The 17,447-nt window shown below is 51.1% G+C and carries 16 protein-coding genes; 8 read left to right on the plus strand and 8 right to left on the minus strand.

From position 1 onward, the window contains the following. Window positions 1-61 precede the first annotated feature (61 nt). Window positions 62-760, plus strand: a complete 699-nt coding sequence (locus FCN45_RS20310; protein ID WP_137387026.1) for an RluA family pseudouridine synthase — start codon at window positions 62-64, stop codon at window positions 758-760. 20 nt (window positions 761-780) lie between these two features. Here FCN45_RS20310 and FCN45_RS20315 read toward each other — a convergent pair whose 3' ends face one another. Next, a complete protein-coding gene (locus FCN45_RS20315) occupies window positions 781-1,320 on the minus strand; it encodes a DUF2058 domain-containing protein (protein WP_137387027.1) in 540 nt (179 codons plus the stop codon). Window positions 1,321-1,625: 305 nt separating this feature from the next. Between FCN45_RS20315 and FCN45_RS20320 the strand changes: the two genes are divergently transcribed. Both FCN45_RS20320 and FCN45_RS20325 read left to right on the plus strand, forming a co-directional pair. Continuing rightward, window positions 1,626-2,606: a DUF1852 domain-containing protein gene (locus FCN45_RS20320; RefSeq protein ID WP_110867169.1), complete on the plus strand. Its 981-nt coding sequence runs from the start codon at window positions 1,626-1,628 to the stop codon at window positions 2,604-2,606. 29 nt (window positions 2,607-2,635) lie between these two features. Continuing rightward, a complete protein-coding gene (locus FCN45_RS20325; RefSeq protein WP_137387028.1) occupies window positions 2,636-3,667 on the plus strand; it encodes a methionine synthase in 1,032 nt (343 codons plus the stop codon). Between the two features lie 60 nt (window positions 3,668-3,727). On the opposite strand, the gene FCN45_RS20330 is transcribed toward FCN45_RS20325, so the two are convergent. Continuing rightward, entirely contained in the window at window positions 3,728-5,197 is a 1,470-nt protein-coding gene (locus FCN45_RS20330; protein ID WP_137387029.1) for a glucosyltransferase domain-containing protein, read from the minus strand. Window positions 5,198-5,407: 210 nt separating this feature from the next. On the opposite strand from FCN45_RS20330, the gene yajD reads away from it, so the two are divergent. Further along, the gene (yajD, locus tag FCN45_RS20335; RefSeq protein WP_137387030.1) at window positions 5,408-5,755 is read left to right on the plus strand and encodes an HNH nuclease YajD; all 348 of its coding nucleotides are present in this window, start codon (window positions 5,408-5,410) and stop codon (window positions 5,753-5,755) included. A gap of 47 nt (window positions 5,756-5,802) precedes the next feature. Here yajD and fliD read toward each other — a convergent pair whose 3' ends face one another. Next, the gene (fliD, locus tag FCN45_RS20340; protein ID WP_110867167.1) at window positions 5,803-7,215 is read right to left on the minus strand and encodes a flagellar filament capping protein FliD; all 1,413 of its coding nucleotides are present in this window, start codon (window positions 7,213-7,215) and stop codon (window positions 5,803-5,805) included. Window positions 7,216-7,508: 293 nt separating this feature from the next. On the opposite strand from fliD, the gene licT reads away from it, so the two are divergent. Further along, entirely contained in the window at window positions 7,509-8,372 is an 864-nt protein-coding gene (gene licT / locus FCN45_RS20345) for a BglG family transcription antiterminator LicT (RefSeq protein WP_137387031.1), read from the plus strand. A 39-nt stretch (window positions 8,373-8,411) separates the two neighbouring features. Here the strand turns inward: licT and FCN45_RS20350 are convergent, their stop codons facing one another. The 4 genes from FCN45_RS20350 to FCN45_RS20365 form a co-directional block, all read right to left on the minus strand. Then, the gene (locus FCN45_RS20350; RefSeq protein ID WP_137387032.1) at window positions 8,412-9,806 is read right to left on the minus strand and encodes a glycoside hydrolase family 1 protein; all 1,395 of its coding nucleotides are present in this window, start codon (window positions 9,804-9,806) and stop codon (window positions 8,412-8,414) included. Between the two features lie 15 nt (window positions 9,807-9,821). Then, window positions 9,822-11,690 (minus strand): PTS beta-glucoside transporter subunit IIABC, encoded by a 1,869-nt coding sequence (gene bglF, locus FCN45_RS20355; RefSeq protein ID WP_137387033.1) that lies wholly within the window; start codon window positions 11,688-11,690, stop codon window positions 9,822-9,824. A 214-nt stretch (window positions 11,691-11,904) separates the two neighbouring features. After that, window positions 11,905-12,609, minus strand: a complete 705-nt coding sequence (locus tag FCN45_RS20360; protein WP_137387034.1) for a YoaK family protein — start codon at window positions 12,607-12,609, stop codon at window positions 11,905-11,907. Window positions 12,610-12,673: 64 nt separating this feature from the next. Then, complete coding sequence (locus FCN45_RS20365) at window positions 12,674-14,122, minus strand: sugar porter family MFS transporter (protein WP_137387035.1); 1,449 nt, start codon at window positions 14,120-14,122, stop codon at window positions 12,674-12,676. 242 nt (window positions 14,123-14,364) lie between these two features. On the opposite strand from FCN45_RS20365, the gene FCN45_RS20370 reads away from it, so the two are divergent. From FCN45_RS20370 to map, 3 genes are all read left to right on the plus strand, one after another. Then, a complete protein-coding gene (locus tag FCN45_RS20370; RefSeq protein WP_101761305.1) occupies window positions 14,365-14,550 on the plus strand; it encodes a general stress protein in 186 nt (61 codons plus the stop codon). A 112-nt stretch (window positions 14,551-14,662) separates the two neighbouring features. Next, window positions 14,663-14,905, plus strand: coding sequence for a ParD-like family protein (locus FCN45_RS20375; protein WP_008106304.1), 243 nt, complete (start codon window positions 14,663-14,665; stop codon window positions 14,903-14,905). Then, window positions 14,905-15,687: a type I methionyl aminopeptidase gene (gene map, locus FCN45_RS20380; RefSeq protein WP_137387036.1), complete on the plus strand. Its 783-nt coding sequence runs from the start codon at window positions 14,905-14,907 to the stop codon at window positions 15,685-15,687. Before FCN45_RS20375 ends, map begins: the two co-directional genes overlap by 1 nt. Before the next feature lie 43 nt (window positions 15,688-15,730). Here the strand turns inward: map and FCN45_RS20385 are convergent, their stop codons facing one another. Then, complete coding sequence (locus FCN45_RS20385) at window positions 15,731-17,296, minus strand: methyl-accepting chemotaxis protein (RefSeq protein WP_137387037.1); 1,566 nt, start codon at window positions 17,294-17,296, stop codon at window positions 15,731-15,733. Window positions 17,297-17,447 lie beyond the last annotated feature (151 nt).

Raw genomic sequence — 17,447 nt, forward strand, 5'->3', positions numbered from 1 at the left:
GATTCGCCAGTTGCCGCAAAATTCGCTATTATCCGCATCCCTTCGCCAGCCGGGCAGCCTGATGTCTACGATTATCGATACCTTTATCGCCCCGCAATGTCTTAAAGAGATTGAGATTCTCTACCAGGACGATCATCTGCTGCTGATCAATAAACCAGCTGGTCTGCTCAGCCTGTCGGGGAAAAATCCGCTCAATCTCGATTCTGTGCATCATCGGTTAGTGAAGCTTTTCCCCGGCTGCACGCTGGTGCATCGTTTGGATTTCGGCACATCAGGGTTAATGGTGATTGCCCGCAATAAGGCGATCAATGCCGCAATTTGCCAGCAGTTTAGCCAGCGCAGCGTGACCAAGATTTACCGCGCACTGCTGTGCGGGCATCTGCATGACGACGAAGGTGTGATTGACGCGCCGATTGCCAAAGATCCGACGCTATTTCCGTTGATGTCAATTTGCCCAATCAATGGTAAGCCAGCTCGCTCACGCTATCAGGTGATTGAGCGCACTCATCACCTATTGGAAGATAAGACGTTCATGCCATTAACGCGGGTGGAACTTACGCCAGAGACTGGACGCACCCACCAGCTGCGTATCCACTGCCAGCTGTTGGGCCATCCGATTTTGGGTTGCGACCTGTATGGCGGTCTTATGCTGGCGGGGACCGAACACATCCCGCGTCTGATGTTACACGCCAGCGAGTTGAAGTTTGTTCATCCGGTCAGCGGCGAGTGCCTAAACGCCCGGTGTGCCTGCCCGTTCTGACAACGCAACCGGCTTTGTGCTTACCACATTAAATCATCAGGCACTTTGAAATCAGCGTACGGATCGTCTTCATCCTGCGCTTCCTGACTCAATGCACTATTCAACACGATGCTGTTCGCATCACGCTGTGCAATTTTATCGGCGACGCTGGCGGGAATAATCGCGTACTGGCTCTCGCCTTTGCTATCGACGGCCAGGCGCGCAATCGCCAATCGGCCATTAATCAGTTGTGTCTGCGTTTGCTTATCAACGTCGATTTTTTTAATCAGATTATTGTCGCTGAAATTAAAACCAATATTGCCTTTAGAGATATCGATTTTGTTCATTTCGATCAGCTGCTTAACCTGCGCTTTGTACTCTTTCGATAACGCCGCTTGCTTTTGCTGTTCGCTCAACTGCTTATCACGCTCAAGCTGAGCCTTTTTGTTCTCTTCCACCGCTTCTCTGGCCTCACGAGCCTGAACGCGTGATTTCTTAGCGGTTCTCTGGACCTTGTCCATTTTTTTGCTGCTGACTAAGCCTGCTTTCAGCAGCTGCTCTTGTAAGGTGAGTTTTGCCATTGTCGTGTCTTAACCGGTTAAAAATTTGTGGAAGAGTATACCTTTAATTGTAGAGCCTCTGCCAGGTTGAACAGGCTGGCTACAGTGAGCGCCGTTCATCCTCCCCTCTCATCATGAAATTCCTTCATGTTCGATGAAATTAAATCACTTTTTTTCAACCAGTGACTCAGGCATAAAAGTACCATTGTTAATAACTTAAAATAATATCAAGCCTGCTGAATGAAAGTACCCTGCAAAAGCATTGGGAAATCCTGAAATCCAGCGACAGCAAGGCTTTTTATTGGTAACCGGGATAGCAGACTAAAATGAACAACGCCTTTACTTTTACTGTTAAGAGCCTTCGTTTCGACGAAAATTACAATCCTTCTGGCAATACACGCATCACCACCAATTTTGCCAATTTGGCGCGTGGTGAAAAGCGTCAGGAGAACCTGCGCAACGCCTTAGTGATGATTGATAACCGTTTCAATTCACTGGCGCATTGGGACAACCCTAAAAGCGATCGTTACGCGGTTGAGCTAGAGATTATTTCTGCTGAGCTGAATCTGGGTGCCGAGGGCAACAACAGCACCTTCCCGGTGATCGAAATATTGAAAACCAATATCGTTGATAAAAAAACCAACGAACGCATTGAAGGGATTGTTGGTAACAACTTCTCTTCTTACGTGCGTGATTATGATTTCAGCGTTTTATTGTCTGAGCACAACAAGAACCATACTGAATTCCGCACGCCAGATAATTTTGGCGATCTGCATGGCAACATCTTCAAGCATTTCGTTAACTCAGAAGCTTACAAAGCGAATTTCAATAAAGCGCCAGTTATTTGCCTGAGCGTATCCAGTAAAAATACCTATTACCGCACCGGTAATGAACATCCGGTACTGGGCATTGAATATCAACAGGATGAACTTTCTCTGACTGACGAATATTTCGGCAAAATGGGCCTGCGGGCGCGCTATTTTATGCCGGCAAACAGTGCTGCGCCTCTGGCCTTCTATTTCCATGGCGATTTACTCAGTGATTACACCAATCTTGAGCTGATTAGCACCATCAGCACCATGGAGACGTTCCAGAAGATCTACCGCCCTGAGATTTACAATGCGAATTCTGCAGCTGGTAGACACTATCAGCCAAGCCTGAGCCATCAGGATTATTCTTTAACGCGAATTGTTTATGATCGAGAAGAACGTAGCCATCTGGCTATTGAACAAGGAAAGTTCACGGAAGAGCGCTTCATCAAGCCATATCAAACTCTTCTTGAGCAATGGTTTACTCCCGTTCTTTGATTACCGATAAAAATATAAGGTCACCTGCTATGAAAAAATTATTACCGACTTCCACTGCTGGTAGTTTACCGAAACCATCGTGGCTGGCTCAGCCGGAAACGTTGTGGTCACCGTGGAAATTGCAAGATCAGGAATTAACCGACGGCAAACAAGATGCGCTGCGTTTGTGCCTGGACGATCAACAGCAGGCAGGAATTGATATCGTCAGTGACGGCGAGCAAACCCGCCAGCACTTCGTCACCACCTTTATTGAACATCTCAATGGCGTAGATTTTGAGAAGCGCGAGATCGTTAAAATCCGCGATCGTTATGATGCTAGTGTGCCGACCGTTGTGGGTCCGGTGAGTCGTCAAAAATCAGTGTTTGTTGAAGATGCAAAGTTTTTACGTCAGCAAACGGATCGTCCTATTAAATGGGCGCTGCCGGGTCCAATGACCATGATCGACACGCTTTATGACAACCACTATAAAAGCCGCGAAAAACTGGCATGGGAATTCGCTAAAATTCTTAATGAAGAAGCAAAAGAGTTAGAAGCGGTGGGCGTCGATATTATTCAGTTTGATGAGCCGGCATTTAACGTCTTCTTCGACGAAGTGAATGATTGGGGTATCGCAACCTTAGAAAGAGCCATTGAAGGGCTGAAATGCGAAACCGCAGTGCATATTTGCTACGGCTATGGCATCAAAGCGAATACCGACTGGAAAAAGACGCTGGGCACAGAATGGCGTCAATATGAAGAGATATTCCCTAAACTGCAAAAGTCGAATATCGATATCATCTCACTGGAGTGTCAAAACTCGCATGTGCCGATGGAGTTGATGGAACTGATTCGCGGCAAAAAAGTGATGGTTGGTGCCATTGACGTGGCAAGCAATACCATTGAAACGCCAGAAGAAGTTGCAGCAACGCTGCGTAAAGCCCTGCAGTTTGTTGATGCTGATAAACTCTACCCTTGCACCAACTGCGGCATGATTCCTCTGCCACGCGGTGTGGCAAGAGGCAAGCTAGATGCATTGAGTGCAGGTGCAGAAATTGTTCGCAAAGAACTGTTGAATAACTAACATCAGATAAAAGCTCAGTCCGGGATTATTACCCACCCGCAACCGGACTGAGCCGTTGAATTAAAGTTTATTAATCTGCCCACCCGATTTTCTAAAATCAATCACCATCGTTTGCCCATCCTGAAAGGCGTCATAATCGGGTCCCTGCGCCAGAACCTGACGTGGTTTAATTACTCTCATTTCATCCGTTGCTTTCACCGCTTTCAATCTCAAACCTACATGTTTGATCAGCGCCAGCCATATCCACGGTTCAGACTCACCCAACATTTTCATGCGGATATGATCGATGATGGGGAAGTTACGAATATTGGCTTGTACTTCCGGAGCATCATTCAACTGCCCAATAAAGGCGAGTGAATTAATCGATTGGGCAGCGGGAGCAGAGAGCGTGATTTTGATCTGATTCATCACCTCCATTTGATAACGTTGATCGTTAACTACAGTGTTAAAAGTGACCAGCATCACCACCAGATGATAAAACAGCAATATCGCACTCAATCCCGCCAGCCAGCTTCTTATTGCAGGTAATGAATAAACGGCTACATAGAAACAGAACAGGAAAGTAATGCTGCATGCGCCCAGCATACGCGGTGCAAATAACGGCGTGGCTAAGGCCAATGAAAGTCCGGGGATGGCGATGATGACGATCAATCCCGCACTGAACAGCATTAAGACCGCACTTAGCGTCAACTTCTGCTGCTGTTTTAAGTTTCGAACCATCAAAATAAGGCCTGAAAACATTATCAGCATAGGCAGCCCTATAAATACCATCATGCCACGCGGATAGGCGCTGAGAAAAAGGTCACTGAACGCCTTAATAGTGTTGCTAAGTACTTGCAGAGAATCGGAATTCAGTGATAACAACTTGCTGTGTTTCATGCTGTACCAGTCGATCTTCACCGGCAATAAATAATTCATCGCGAGTTTATAAACCAGGATGGCAATGCCCAGCGCCACTATTTTCCCGCACAGCCACTTCCAGCTGGATTGATCATTTACCAGTCGAGAGACGACCAGCAAGGCTACGCAGGCAATATAGACATTGAGCCCTGGCTGATAGAGTGTCTGAATCAGCAATAATATCAGCGCCGTGTAAACGATCTCCTGAAAAGGCTTTGCGCGATTAACCATGCTTGCCAGCATGGCGCCTGCAAATGACAGAAGTATGGTGAGACTGTCATAGGTATAGAGCATTCCCTGCGTCAGAAAGGGATTAAGAATGATAAATAGCGGCGGGAGAAATGACCAGAAACCCGCCAGCGGAATTCTCAATCTTTCCGTGAAAAATACCGCAGCAATACTTAGCGCCAGCAATCCGAGCAATAAATTAAGCGGAGAAATATCGCTGACCGTATCACCAAAAGAGATCAGGGATTGTAATAACCAGGTGCCCGGCCTCCCGTTACTTAGCCATGTTGATCTATCGCCATCTAATATCCGGTAAAGATCATCCCGATAATAAATTTTGTTGGTCCATAGAGGGATAGTGGCCAGCAATGCCACTATCATAGTCAAAGCGATACGCTGCATCCGGCTTACCGACGGAGAATCATTAACGGGCATCATTTTATGAGTGAATTTCCATCGAACGGGGTCGGGCGGCCTTTTATTTCCGCGTAGTTACAAACTAGTGTAGGCGTTTTTTTAGAACGGATGCTCAGGAATGATAAACATCATTGGCAGCTGCGGGATGTGCAGATAACATGTCGCTTTATATCTTTTTAACAGGCAACGTCGGCAATGGCTCTGATCCCTAAAAACTACTCGCGGCTGGAAAGCGGCTATCGTGAGAAAGCATTGAAAATCTATCCGTGGGTATGCGGCCGCTGCTCGCGTGAATTTGTTTATTCCAACCTGCGCGAATTAACCGTTCACCATATCGATCACGACCATACCAATAACCCGGAAGATGGCAGTAACTGGGAGTTGTTGTGCCTCTATTGCCACGATCACGAGCACTCGAAATACACCGAAGCGGATCAGTACGGCACGCGTGTTGTGGCGGGTGAAGATGCGCAGAAGGATGTTGGTGAAGCCACCTATAATCCTTTTGCCGATTTGAAGACCATGCTGAATAAGAAAAAGTAAGGCTAGTTCAGAAATAGCGATCGCCATTTATGGCGACCGCGTTACGCTTACTTATTGGTCTTTGTACTATTGCTGAACTGCTCGGTGAGATAGTTGCTGGTGTTATTCAGCACGCTGACCATCTTATCCAGATTGGTGAACTGCTTTTTATACCGCGCAATCGTGTCATCGATACGTTTGCTGGCGGTATTGTACTGATCGGTTAGCGTATTCAGTTTTTTACTGATGGAATCCGTCGCGCCCTGCAACACACCTTTACTGCTGAGAAATGCGGTGAATGTGGTGTTCAGCACCGTCGAAACACCGGTTTTTTTGCCATCACCGACAAACATGTCCCGAATCGCTTCTGGTTTCACTTGCAAGCTGGTGGTCAGTTTGGTGGCATCCAGCTTAAGTTGGCCGTTAGTGGGATCGGTAGTAATGCCCGCCTGAGATAGCGTTTTATAAACACCTGAACCCGAGCTGTTGGCCAGAATACTTTTCAGTTGCACCTGAATATTACGCAGCGTGCCATCACCGAGTAGCGCTCCATTCTTCCCGTCCGGATCTTTACCCGCATCCACTGGCGTGTATTTAGTCAAACTCGCCATCGTATCCTGCAGCGAGTTATAGGCATTCACCCAATCAGTAATGGCGGTTTTCGCCTTGTTGGTATCGCTGCTCACCGTCAGCGTTTGGTTGCCGCTGGTTTCATCGTTAAGCTTCAGCGTGATGCCTTCCACCGCGTCGGTGATAACGTTGCTGCTGCTCTCAATCGCCACATTGTTTACGGTCAGCTTGGCATTCTGCGCCTCGACGCTTTGCGCCATGCCGCTGCTGGCCGCATCTGATGCATCAAAGCCGATAAAATCCTGCAAGGTATCATCGCCGGTCACGCTCAGCGATTTCACCGCATTGGCGGTGCCGGATGCCGATGATGTCAGCGACAAACGGTATTCCGTGGCGGAGACCTTAATCAGGCTTGCAGTAACGCCAACGTCGGATTTGTTGATGGTGTCACGAATCGCCGAAAGCGAAGTCTGATCTTTGGTTAGCGTAATACTCTTCTCTTTACCTTCCGCGTTAACAAATTTCAGGGTTCTGGACGCGGCATCGCTACCTATCGCCGCTTTAATATCGGTTTTCGTCTCGCTGGTTAGCGTCTGGGATTGCGCCAGCTTCTGCACGCTGATGGTGTATTTTCCCGCCAGCGCATTGCCGTTGGAATCGGCGCTAAACGCACTGGAACTGGATGCTGTGGTCGTCGAAGTATAAAGCGCGGCATCGTTTAATTTATTGTTTGCCGTCTGGAAGGTCTGAATCGCGGTTTTAAGGGTGCCGTAGGCGGACAACTTCGCGGTCGCAGCGGATTGTTGTTTGGAAATCGGTGCCAGCGATTGTTTTTCTGCCGCGGTCAGTTTGTCGAGAATGGTGCTTAAACCCAGTCCTGAACCGACGCCTAATGTTGAAATCCCAGTCATGTACGCAACTCCTGTTAATTTAACGTTACGGTACTATCGGCAGCCTTAACGCAAACTTTATAGAAATCTGATCATTTCCTTACGCTATCCTTACATTCATTAAATTGCGCCATCAACGCATCTGATTCATTGCGCTGGAAATATGATGCGTTTCACATTTAACTGTCGCTCTGCTTGTCGGGAAAGCAGAGCCGATTATGATCTGGCGAGATTGTTACTGCGTTCAGCGCAGGCAAAACCTGACACGCCGTCCTCCCGGTGGGTCAGGTTTTTTATTTTCAGGGCAGATAAAAATGAAAATCGCGAAAATCCTCAACAATAATGTCGCGGTGGTGCTGGGCGACAACGGCAAAGAACAGGTGGTGATGGGACGCGGTTTGGCGTTTCAGAAGCGCGTTGGCGACGAACTGGATGCACAGCAGATCGAAAAAGTGTTTGCGCTACAAAGCGACACCTTAACAGGCCGGCTCAGCGAACTGCTGTCGGATATCCCGCTCGAGGTGATCACCACCAGCGAACTGATCATTGCCAACGCACGTCAGCAGCTGGGCCAGCCGCTGCATGAAAGCCTCTCCATCGCACTGTGCGATCACTGCCATTTTGCGATTGAGCGGCACCAGCAAGGTATCCCGATTCGCAACGTGTTGAAGTGGGAGATCAAAACGCTCTATCCGAAAGAGTTTTCATTGGGTATCGAAGCGTTGGAACTGATTAACCAGCGGCTGGGCGTAGCGTTGCCGGAAGATGAGGCCGGATTTATCGCGCTGCATCTGGTGAATGCGCAGCTTGGGAGTGATTTCGCCGATGTTTCGCACATCACGCAATTTATGCAAGAAATCCTGCATATCGTGAAGTATCGCCTGCAGCTGGATTACCGCACAGAGAGCCTGAGCTACAACCGTTTCGTCAACCATCTGAAGTTCTTTGCGCAACGCATGTTGGGCAAACGCGGCGTGTGGAGCGAGGATGAATCTTTACATGATGTGGTGCGCGACAAATATCCGCTCGCCTATCAATGTGCAGTAAAGATTGACCAGCATATTCAGCAGAAATACCTGTATCAGCTCTCCAGCGAGGAACGCATGTTCCTCACTATTCATATTGAGCGGGTACGCAAAGAGACGCTGGCGTTGCAGGATGATGCGGACGAGGCGTAAACCAGGTGCGCATGATTGCGCACCCTTCATTCAACTCACTTATTTCAACGCTGCACCATGGCTACGAATCACGTCCTGATACCAGAAGAAGCTCTTCTTACGTGAACGCGCCAGTGTGCCGTTACCCGCGTCATCGCGATCAACGTAGATAAAGCCATAACGCTTGGAGAACTCGGCTTTTGACGCGCTGACCAAATCAATCGGTCCCCAGCAGGTATACCCCAACACCTCGACGCCATCTTCAATCGCTTCACGCACCTGCACCAGATGATCGTTGAGATACTGGATACGGTAATCGTCGTTAATTTGCCCGTCCGCTTCCACCACATCTTTGGCACCAAGCCCGTTTTCCACGATGAACAATGGCTTCTGATAGCGGTCATACAGGATGTTAAGCAGAATGCGCAACCCTTCAGGATCGATCTGCCAGCCCCAATCGGAACTCGGCAGATGCGGGTTCGGCACCATCGAGAGAATGTTGCCGCGCGCTTTCTGATTCTCCTCTTCGTTAGTGGTGACGCAGCCGGTCATGTAGTAGCTGAAGGAGATGTAATCGACGGTATTTTGCAGGTCACGCTTATCGGCATCGGTGATCTCGATGCTGATGTTACGATCGGCGAAGAAGCGCTTCATATAGGCCGGATACGCGCCGCGCACCTGTACATCGCCAAAGAACAGCCATTCGCGGTTCTGCTGCAAGGTTTCCAGCACGTCCGCCGGACGGCAGCTCAGCGGATAGAGCAGCGCGCCCAGCAGCATGTTGCCGATTTTGCCGTCCTTAACGATTTCGTGGCAGGCTTTCACCGCGCGTCCGCTCGCCACCAGCTGATGATGAATTGCCTGATAGATTGCCTGCTGATCGCTCTCTTCCGCCAGACCTACGCCGGTGAACGGCGCGTGCAGCGACATGTTGATCTCATTAAAGGTCAGCCACAGCTTCACCTTGTGCTGGAAGCGGGTGAACACCGCGCGCGCATAGCGTTCAAAGCAATCAATGGTGATGCGATTGCCCCAGCCACCGTACTTTTTGATCAAGCCGTACGGCATTTCGTAATGTGACAGTGTCACCAGCGGCGTGATGTTGTATTTCGCCATCTCATCGAACAGGCGATCGTAATAGGCTAATCCCGCTTCATTAGGTCCCGCTTCATCGCCCTGCGGGAAGATGCGCGTCCAGGCAATCGAGGTACGCAGTACGGTAAAGCCCATTTCGGCGAACAGTTTGATGTCCTCCGGGAAGCGGTTATAGAAATCGATGGCGGTATCCTTGATGCCAAAATCGTTATCGCTGCGCTCGACGCGTGCACCAAATATGCCCTTGGGTTGCAGGTCAGAGGTCGATAAACCTTTGCCGCCTTCCTGATACGCGCCTTCAACCTGGTTTGCGGCAACGGCGCCGCCCCATAAAAATCCGTCCGGGAAACGTTTAGTCATCTGTTTGCTCCTCTATTATTTCAGCACGGCCAACAACGGAGCGCCTTCGCTCACGGCCGTGCGGCTCAGGGTTAACACATCCACAAAGTCATCGCTATTACTCACCAGCACCGGCGTGGTGAGGTCAAAGCCTGCGGCTTTAATCGCATCGAGATCGAACTCCAGCAGCAAATCGCCCACCTTGACCGGCTGATCGTTCGCTACTTTGGGTGAGAAATAGTGTCCATCGAGCTTCACGGTATCGAGGCCGACGTGGATCAACACTTCTGCACCCTGCGCCGATGTCAGGCCAATCGCATGGCCGGTGCGAAACATTGACGACACCACGCCATCGATCGGCGATACCACGCGGCCCCGCTGCGGGATAATCGCCGCGCCTTTACCGAGCAATCCGCTGGCAAAAGTTTCATCTTTAACCTGATCGAGCGGAATGACATCGCCCGCCATCGGACTGACCACGCTTTCGCGGCGCGTCAGGCTGGTGGGCGGAGCAACCGCTGCCGGCGGCGCAACCGCTTCGGTTGCGGGCTCGGTAAGACCGAACAGATAGGTGCTGACGCAAGCGAAGATCAGCGCCACCGCCGCACCGGCAAATGCCGCCAGCACGCTGGCATCAATGCCGCTGTTCGGCACCACCTGAATAAAGGTGAAGACACTTGGGAAACCAAAGGAGTAAATGGTGGTGTGCCAGAAGCCAAGGATCGCCGCGCCCAAGGCGCCACCGATGCAGCCGAAGATAAACGGACGACGGCGCGGTAGCGTCACGCCATATACCGCCGGCTCGGTGATGCCGAAGATGCTGGCGGTAAAGGCTGATCCCGCCAACGCTTTCAGTTTCGCTTCGCGGGTGCGCAGGAAAATACCAAGCGTGGCGCCCGCCTGGCCCAGCACCGCAGGCATCAGCAAGGGCAGCAGCGTGTCGTGACCAAAGTTGGCGAGGTTGTTCAGCATGATCGGCACTAAACCCCAGTGCAGACCGAAAATCACGCACACTTGCCAAATCGCGCCCATCACCGCACCCGCAATCATGGGGCTCAGGCTGTAAATCCACAGATAACCTTCGGCCAACATGCGGCTCAGCCAGGTCGCCGCCGGACCAATCGCCAGAAACGTCAGCGGCACGGTGATCAGCAGGCAGCACAACGGCGTAGTGAAGTTACGCACCGCGCTGGGCGAACGCGGATGCACCCAGCGTTCAATCAGGCTGGAAACCCAGGCCGCGAAAATAATCGGAATCACCGACGAGCTGTAGTTCAGCACTTCGAGCGGGATGCCGATGAAGGTCAGCGCATTGCCCTGCTGCTGCTGTTGCAGCACTTCGAGAATCATTGGATGCACCAGCGCAGCAGCAATCGCCATGCTGACAAACGGATTACCGCCAAATTTTTTACCGGCGCTGTAGCCGAGCAGAATCGGCAGGAAGTAGAACAAACCGTCGCTGGCGACAAACAGCACTTTGTAGCTGCCGCTGTCGGCACTCATCACGCCGAGCACCAGCGCCAACGCTAGCAACCCTTTGATGATGCCGGTGGCAATCATCACGCCGATAAAGGGGGTAAAGATGCCGGAAACCAGATCGATAAAGCGGGCAAATAAGCCTTGCGGTGCAGCGTTATCTGCGGCCTCGTTCTGATTATCCAGCGCATGGCGCGCGGTGAGTTCGCGATACACTTCCGCTACCTGATTGCCAATCACCACCTGATATTGGCCGCCGCTCTCTACCACCATGATCACGCCGGGATTATCCTTTAACGCGGCGGTCTGCGCTTTATGACTGTTTTTTAGTTTGAAGCGTAAGCGCGTGGCGCAGTGCATCACGCTGATGATGTTCTCTTTGCCGCCAACACCGGTAACGATGTCATCTGCCAGTTCCTGATATTGCATCACTCTTTCTCCTGAACAATGCCCTAAACTCATGCCCTGAATTTCGCGCAAAAAAAAACCTGAGACGCGCCCTCTTCAACTGAAAAAGGGCGCGTCTCAGGTTTTGCCTGCCGAACAGTAACAATCCTTAACGGGCGCTATCATGCTAACAGCGCGGAAAATGTGGCAAGCAGTTTTAGCGAACGATGCGGAAAACTGTGAAGCTGCTCACCGATCAGATCCGTTTCAGTGCCGCTAAAGCCAGCACGCTGAGCAGCGCACCGATCACCATCAGCAGCAGATAACTCATCCACTGCAGCAGCCAAATCCCCAACACACCGCCGCCCAAAAACGCCAGCACGGTGTAAAAATGCAGCTTAAGCCGCTCAATGTAGAGCGGCGCATCTTTGGGGGATTCTTTGCGGCGCAGCACATCAAACAGCATCGCCAGCTCAATGCCGATATCGGTCGCGGTGCCAGAAACGTGCGTGGTGCGCACGCGGGCGTTGGAGATGCGCGTCACAACGGCGTTTTGCAATCCCATCAAAAAACTCAGGCTGAGCACCAGCAGCACGCCAGAACCGCTAAAGCGATACCAGCTTTCAATCACGCCGAGCAGCAGCAAAGCGATGCCTTCAATCAGGATGTTGATGGCGTAGATGCCGCGAATCTGGCGCCGTCTGCCGGAGTTGATTATTAGCGTTGAGACAGAAGATCCGGCGATAAACAGCAGCACGATGAGCAGAAAAAACAGGCCGACGTGCAGATTAGCTTTGGCCAGATGGTCGGAAAGTGAGGAGACATTGCCGGTCATGTTCGCCGAGAAGAAGCCGACCGTTTCAAACGCTGCGGTGTTAAGTGCGCCCGCAACGGCGGCCAGCGTGCAGGCCAGGCGAATGTCGGTATTGAAGGTGCGCGTGTTCTCGGCGGTGATTAACATGGGAAATCCTGGCCCGGTGAAAGATGCGTATCTTCCTCCCGTGACCAGGAATTCTCAAGCGCCGCTACGCGGTTTGCTGATCCTGCTCTTGCTCGCTGAACCGCTCGCGCATCTCATTTTCGATCTGCTCGAGCGATTTGCCTTTGGTCTCCGGTAGCATAGTGATCACGAAGATCAGCGAGCCGACGTTGATGGCAGCAAAGATAAAGAACGCGCCATTGCCGGTGGCGGAGAGCAGCGGCGGGAAGGCAAACGCCACCGCCGCGTTACAGATCCACTGGAACGAAACGGCAGCGCCGGTCAGCACGCCACGCACTTTCATCGGGAACAGCTCCGACATCAGCAACCAGTAAACCGGCGAAATGCACATCTGCATAAAGAACAGGAACACCAGAATCGCTGCCAGCGCGAAGATGCTTTGCGTCATGTCCTGTGGCATCAACAGCAGCACGCAGCCCAGTGCCAGCTGCATGGCGATCACTACCGACAAACCGGTCATCAGCATGGTACGACGACCAAAACGTCCCACTGCTTTGATGCCCACCATGGTCGCCAAAACCGAAACAATCCCGTTACCGATGGTCGCCGCAATCGAGGCGTTGGTGCCCATGCCGGTGGTTTTCAGAATCACGGGCGTGTAGTACATAAAGGCATTCACGCCGGTGAACTGGATAACAATGCCGAGCCCCGCGCCCACCAATAACAAGCGAAGAATCCATTTCTCTTGCAGCAGTTCACGCGCTGACGGCCCCTGACGCGCCGCTTTAGCGTGCTGGCGCATCTCCGTCATCTCCTTTTTCACTTCGCGTGGCGTTTCACGCAGTTTGTGCAGGATACGGCTCGCTTCTTTGATGCGCCCTTCTGCCACCATCCAGTGTGGCGACGCTGGCACAAAGAAGGTGCCGATAAACAGCAACGCGCCAGGAATCATCGCCATCGCCAGCATATAACGCCACAGATGCGGATCGTTAAGCGTGAAACTCATCACCGCGCTGACCACATAAGCCAGCAGCTGACCGGAAACAATCATCAGCTCGTTGCGGCTCACCAGCGGCGCACGCCGTTTTGGCCCGGCAATTTCGGCAATAAACACCGGTACGGTTGAGGAACCGCCACCCACCGCGATGCCCAGCAGAAAACGCATCGCCACCATTACGTGCAGGTTTGGCGCTAACGCGGTACCAATCGCGCCCAGCACAAAAATCAGCGCCAGAGAACGCAGCGTAATGCGTCGGCCAAAGCGATCGGAGAAATAACCACTGAGGAAAGCACCCAGCGCGGCACCGAAGATCAGGGATGAAGTGACTAAACCTTCAGTGAACGGTGTGAGGTCAAGACCGCCCTGATCAGGTGGCAAGGTCATAAACGGCAAGGCACCTGAGATAATCCCGGTGTCATAACCAAAAGCCAGCGCACCCATTGTCGCTACGAGTACCACAAAGAAGATGCGCTGTTTAACGGTGAGATTACTTAGCGCTGAATCGTCGTCACTGTTTTGCTGCGATGTGTCCATTCCTGTTCCCTGCATATTGAACGCGCCTTGTAGCGCAAAGGTTGAAACCCAAAAGGCAGAAGTATAGTCAGGAATTGTAAAATGTGACGAAGGTCACTATTAATTCGACAAATTTCATCGCGCTTAATGATCATTTTCAATGATCGGCGTTTACGGCCTGGCTTTAACGCAACGGCGAACTAAAATTGCAGCGTGACTAGCTAGTCCTCAAATCTAACGGAACATTGATAAGAGGTCTTCCTATGAACAAACAGAGCTACAGAGGCGGCGCAGGGAATTTTGCTAACGATCCAGAACGTGCGAAAGAAGCTGGCAAGGCGGGAGGCAAAGCCAGTGGAGGCAACTTCAGAAACGATCCTGAACGCGCCGTTGAAGCGGGACGGAAAGGAGGCAAAATAAGTCGTCGTCCTCCAACGAAGTCTGAGTAAGGCGCCTTAGGATTTTGTCCGCCATGGATTGGCTTCACCCCCTTTTTGCATATCCCAGCCTAAAACGGTAACCTATATACATATCACATACGATTCATATATAGGTTGCACCATGGGCATCGTAAAAATCTCTGACTTAATGCATGAGAATCTGCGCATCGCCAGCACGGCGATGAGCCGTTCCATCAATGCGCAGGCGGAACACTGGATGAAGATCGGCATGCTGGCCGAGATTTATCCGTCACTCAATCATCAGGAATTGACGCGCTTGCTGATGCGCGTTGAACGCGACAGCGGCGCGGATTTAGCGCAACTGCTCGACCATCCTTTATTCACCTCGCAGGGAATCGCGTAATGAGCATCAAACTGCACACCGCTGAAGAGATCGAACTGGCGCGTGCCGCTGGACACGCCGCCGCTAAAGTGCTGGAGATCATCACACCGTACGTTAAACCGGGCGTCACCACCGATGAACTGGACGCGATTTGTCATGATTACGTGGTTAACGAGCTAAAAGTGGTGCCAGCAAATATTGGCTATCACGGTTACAGCAAAACGACCTGTACGTCAGTGAATCACGTGGTGTGCCACGGCATTCCAGGTGAGAAAAAGCTCAAGGATGGCGACATCGTCAACATAGATGTCGGCATCATTAAAGATGGCTGGTACGGCGACACCAGCCGCATGTATTACGTTGGCCAGTCGTCGGTGCGCGCCAAACGTTTGGTGGATATCACCTACGAATCGATGGTGGCAGGTATCAAAGTGGTAAAACCGGGCGCGACCTTAGGCGATATCGGGGCCGCCATTCAGCAGGTAGCGGAAAAAGCCGGTTTCTCGGTGGTGCGCGAATATTGCGGTCACGGCGTTGGCGAGGTGTATCACGGCGATCCGCAGATTCTGCATTATGGCACGCCAGGCACGGGATTGGCGCTTCAGGCGGGCATGATTTTCACTATCGAACCGATGATCAACGCGGGTAAAGCCGGCACCAGCGTACTGTCCGATGGCTGGACGGTGGTCACCAAAGACCGCTCGCTGTCAGCGCAGTGGGAACACACCATCGCCGTGACCGAAACCGGCTTTGATTTGTTGACGCCGTGGCCAGAAGGTACCGGCGAATATCCGGCAATTTAAAAAAAGATCCAGAACGCATATGCCGTTCTGGATCACACTCGCATTAAGCGGTTTGACGCAGCGTAAACACGCTTACGCTATTCACCATATTCGCCGCCTGCTCGCTCAGCATCGCCGACGCCGCCAGCGATTGTTCCACCAGCGACGCATTCTGCTGCGTGGTGATATCAATCTGGCTAATCGCGGTGTTGATTTGGCTGATGCCGTCTGCCTGCTCGCTGCTGGCCTGATTGATCTGCACCAGCAACTCTTTCATCTCAGCCACGTTCGACATCATGCCGTTCATCAATTTATTGGCATCCGTCACCATATCGCGCCCATCGGCAATACGCGTGGACGACTCCTCAATCAAATTACGGATCTCATGCGATGAGGTGGCGGTTTTCTGCGCCAGCGCGCGCACTTCCTGCGCCACCACGGCAAAACCGCGACCATGTTCACCCGCGCGTGCGGCTTCTACCGCAGCATTGAGCGCCAGAATATTGGTCTGGAAAGCAATGGAATCGATCAGGTTGATGATCTCCGCCATACGGCTGGCAGAATCATTGATTTCGGCCATTTTGCTGGCGACGTTGTCCATCATGCTGGCATTGCGTCCTACTGTGGTTTCCGCTTTGGCGGAGAGATCGGCAGCAACGTGGGTATTATTACGCGTGTTGCTAATGGTGGCACTGAATTCCTCCACCGAGGCCGCCGTTTGCTCTACCGAGCTGGCCTGCTCTTCCGTACGCGCCGCGAGATCGTTGGTGCCCGACATGATTTCACTGGCACCGCCGGATATCTGTTCTGCGCTAATGCGAATATGGCTGACAATATCCGACATCTTTTCCTGCATCTGATGGATGGCGTTAATTAACTGCCCCATTTCATCCTTTCGCTGTTCATGAAAATCAGAACTGAGATCGCCATCCGCCACTCGACCAAGAAAGGTGATCACTTTTTTCAATGGCACTGTAATCGAGCGAATAATAATCCAGCCAATAAATGCTGAAAGTAAAATAGCCACTACAAAAATAATCAGCATGGAAATTTTCGTTTTGCCGTATGACGCCATAAAATTATTATAGGAGCCATCCATTTGCTGCTCTTGCAGGGTAATAAATCCCTCAACCTCATCGATATAATTCCTTTGCGCTGAGGCAAGCGTAGAAAAATAGAAATTCACTGCTTTTGTCACATCACTATTCACTAAATCGAAGAATACATTTCGCTCTTTAAGGAACTCTGCTCGTCTCACTTCCACGCGCTTGAGAAATGCGATTGATTCATCATCGGTAGCCAGCTTATTTAACTGCTTATAGGTTTCGGTAATTTTCTTCGAGGCATCCTGAAGATTGCTCTGAATCGTTGTCCGGCGTTGCGCATCAATCGGGCTCAGCAGCAGCGCCTGCTGCTGCACCGTTACGTTGATCTCATCAATTAATCGGTTGCCCAATGCAATAGTCGGGTAATCGTCTTTCATCATGCCATTAACGCCGGTTTCCGCTAAAAACAGCGAATTTAATCCGAGTAACGCCACTAAAAGTAGCATCGCGATATTGAGCATAGAGGATATTGTAAGTTTGGTTCGCAACTTTACATTACGTGAAAATCTTTGAACTACGTCCATTTAGAAACCTCAATGATTTTGATTGAAAAGTAGTGAAGACAATAATGTTGTTTTAAAAAACAGAAGAGGCTACGGGCGTTAATCGGCAGCATCTCTGCTATTATCGTCAGCAATTTCATTAACATTAGAGACGATGATTGATAGGGTCACA

This window comes from Pantoea sp. SO10 (assembly GCF_005281435.1).
GTDB lineage: Bacteria > Pseudomonadota > Gammaproteobacteria > Enterobacterales > Enterobacteriaceae > Pantoea > Pantoea leporis.